General features: G+C 33.1%; 3 protein-coding genes. All 3 read right to left on the minus strand.

Annotation, left to right across the window (positions count from 1 at the left end; all coding sequences use genetic code 11):
* A partial coding sequence (locus VKY47_RS13025; RefSeq protein WP_324313248.1) for a phytoene desaturase family protein occupies nucleotides 1–1,067 on the minus strand: 1,067 nt, incomplete at its 3' end.
* Nucleotides 1,068–1,203: 136 nt separating this feature from the next.
* Nucleotides 1,204–2,193, minus strand: coding sequence for a bile acid:sodium symporter family protein (locus VKY47_RS13030; RefSeq protein WP_324313249.1), 990 nt, complete (start codon nucleotides 2,191–2,193; stop codon nucleotides 1,204–1,206).
* 2 nt (nucleotides 2,194–2,195) lie between these two features.
* Entirely contained in the window at nucleotides 2,196–3,245 is a 1,050-nt protein-coding gene (locus VKY47_RS13035) for a nucleoid-associated protein (RefSeq protein ID WP_324313250.1), read from the minus strand.
* Nucleotides 3,246–3,513 lie beyond the last annotated feature (268 nt).

Raw genomic sequence — 3,513 nt, forward strand, 5'->3', positions numbered from 1 at the left:
CAGGTGTCATGGTCGCCTTCGGCTGGATAAATCCAATAATTTGTTTTTGGAATTTGTAGTTCTTCAGGAGAACCTTCTAGTCCAATATATAAACTAACATGTGCAACCGAAGGTTTTACTTTTTTCAAATGCTTATGTAGCTTATGTTTTTTTACAATACTTGAAGGTAATAATTTGTTATAGGTAGTAATAATACCAGCACTACTTACTATGTTTTTAGCTAGAAATTTCTTGCCGTCTGTCATCTTTACACCAATGGCCTTATTTTTTTCTATAATAATATTTTCAACTTCGGCACTAATTAAAATGGTGCCTCCAGCCGATTCTATAACTGGGTCTATGGTTTTAACAATTTGCGAAGAGCCTCCAATAGGAAAGTTTCCACCGCCAAAATAATGTCTGGCAACAGATGCATGCATGGAAAAACTACTTTGTTTAGGAGGTAATCCATAATCGCCATATTGCCCCGTAAGGACTTTTATTAATTTCTCATTATCTGTCAACGCTCGTAGTGCTTGGTAAGTGGTTTTATCCGAAAATTCGTGAAATGGCTTCTTTAAAAATTTACCAATCAAAGCATTCCAAAATGGAGAAATAGCTTTGCTCATATAAAAATTCTTACTTGTTTTAATAGCTTTAAAGACCAAATCGACGTAGTTGTTTATGGCTTGTTCTTCTTCGGGGAAATAAGCAATCATTTGTTCTTTAAAGTTTTTAACACCTTTTACAAAATCGTATTGTTCTTCTCCAATGATTATTCGGTCGTAAACATCCCCCATATCGGCCCACTTCAATTCACCATTACTTACGTAATCGAACAGTTTTTTTATCATGCTGTTTTCTCTTTGGACTTCACCTATATAATGTATGCCCACATCCCATTCATAGCCTTTACGTTTAAAAACATGTGTAAAACCGCCGGCGGTATAATGTCGTTCTAACACCAAAATTTTCTGACCTTCTTTAGCTAAAATCGCTGCAGTTGCAAGTCCGCCCATTCCAGATCCAATAACTATAGTATCGTAAGTGTGTTGTAAAATTAATTTTTGCTTGTAAGATTGAATCATGGAGTATATTTTCAACCAAAATACAAAATTAGAGCAACTTATTTTTTTAAAATTTAGTAGCTTGTTTTATTGGTAAGGAAACAAAAAGGCAAGCAATTTTGTAGAAAAAGATGAGTTAGCATATTAAATAACTCCTTTATAATGGAGTGCTTTCTTTATTAAGCTGTTCTCTTTTAGCCAAACGTGTAGCAATAATGCTAACTATGAATATTTGTACCGCATGAAAAACCATTAAAGGAAGCAAAATAAAGCCTATAGACATCGTACTTGGAAATAAAATTTCAGCAAAAACAGTACCGTGTACTAGCGATTTTTTAGTTCCGCAAAATTGTGCAGTTATCCGATCTTCAGTATTAAAATGAAGTTTTTTAGAGATAAAACCAGTAATGAAATACACCACATAAAATAGAGCAACTACCATGGTGAAAAGCAGGAGTAAATCGCTAATGCTTACCGAACTAAAAATATCTTCATCAAAAGATTCGGCAAAGCTTTTATAAATAATAAGTAAAATAATAGTTTTATCGAACAGCGTCAGTTGGTTTTTATATTTTATGGCGAACTTGCCCCAATATTTTTGTAAAAGCATTCCTATAATTACAGGAATTAAGATCTGGATAATGAGAGAAATATAAATGGACTCTATATTAAAATCGCCGGTGGTATGTTGTAAAAAGAGGCCTATCCAAAGAGGTGTTATTATAATACCCATTAAACCAGAAATACTGGCATTAAATATGGCTGCTGGAATATTGCCTTTTGCTATAGAAACCATAACCACCGATGAGGATACGGTCGACGGCAATGCTGCTAAAAACAAAAAGGAAAGCCATAATGTTTGCGACTCTTCGGTGAGTATTAAAGGTTTAAAAGCAATGATAATAAGTGGGAAAATTAAAAAGGTGGTCAATTGCACAACTAGGTGCAGTTTCCAGTTTTTTAAACCGCTTTTAATTTTATCGGGACTTAATTTTAAACCGTAAAAAAAGAATATTAACGAAATGCCAATAGTTCCAATTAAATCAAAGGGGACAGCACTTTGTTTACTGCCCAAATTAGGGTAGAGGTAAGCGATAAGTATGACAATAATGATGGCAATAACAAACCTGTCAACCTTTATTTTCATAGCTAAGCTTCTACATTAAAGAACACCTTATAGTAGTGCATTTTTTTTTCATCGTCGTAACCACGTTCTAGGTATTCGCTGGAAGCTTCGGGCGCATCGATATCCAGTTTTATTTGAATGTTGGTGTCGAGTTTAATTTCGGTTTTAATTTTTTTCTTTTCCTTTTTTACAACGGCTTCAGCCACATCAAATTGGTTTCTAATAACTAGATCTTTTTCGCTTTCGAAGTTCTTTTTATAATCGTCGAATAAAGTTTTGTGTTTGTCTTCCTCGAAGATTTCATCTTTAAAACGTTCCACATTGATGGTTTCATTTTCTTTAAAAAAATCGATGGTCCTAGCTAAAAAGGTATTTTGTTCTTGATTGCCATAGGAAATTTTTAAAATGTCTTCTGAAAAATCCTTACACAGCTCAATATATTGTTGGGTGTGGTTATTGGCATCATCGGCATACTTAATGTTTAAAAAATGATTGGTCCAATATTGTGCATCGTAATTGTTATTGTCTGCACTTAAAATAATTGGGCCTTCGGCATCTGTTTGATTTAAAATTAAACACCCTTTATCTACTTTTTTAGAACTAATCCCTTTTTGAACCAACACGTCGTAACTGTTGTTTTCTAAATAGGTTTGAAAGAAATTAACTTTGTTTTCAATTTTAAAAATGCCCAGCGCATTGGTGGTAATTTCATTGAATTCGATGCCTTCAAACATCACAATTAAAACATCACCAGTTTTTATTTGTGCCGAATTGGATTGTTCGAACAAATGTTTTACAATGTGTTTTGAGGTTTCAATAAAGGCATCATCTTCGTTAAACATTTGAGAACTATAGGTGTTTATTTCGTTTAATGAAATATCGGCATGGTGATTAAAACGGTAAGATTGTACTACAGAGCCAAAAGGTCTTAATAAAAACGGTAACATCAGCTCATAACTAGCTTCGTCGAAATGGACTTCTTTTTCAGAAAAGGCATTTTTAGTATTGTTGTGCTTGTTACCCACTTTGTGGATAATACATTTTGAGATGGAAGCGTTTTTTCTAGAGATCATGGTTTGGATATTGAGATTGCAATACTAATCATTTCACAATAAAAAGGCATAAAAAAACCGAAGCTTTTAACTTGGGTTTTTAATCAATTATTTATTCTTCTAAACCAAAATGTTTCATAGCTTCCTCATAAGACATTTTAGTACTATCTAATTTGTTTTGGCCAATACGATTACTAGGGATTAAAACATATTTAAAGGTATAGTCAGGGTTATTTTCTATTTGACTAACGGTAGAATGTTCAGCATTAAGATACACATAACTCTCTAT

The organism is Xanthomarina sp., assembly GCF_035306705.1.
GTDB lineage: Bacteria > Bacteroidota > Bacteroidia > Flavobacteriales > Flavobacteriaceae > Xanthomarina.

Bases quoted from the DNA above. Each gene is read 5' to 3' on its own strand.
- VKY47_RS13030 (WP_324313249.1), bottom strand. From the start codon at position 2,193: ATGAAAATAAAGGTTGACAGGTTTGTTATTGCCATCATTATTGTCATA.
- VKY47_RS13035 (WP_324313250.1), bottom strand. From the start codon at position 3,245: ATGATCTCTAGAAAAAACGCTTCCATCTCAAAATGTATTATCCACAAA.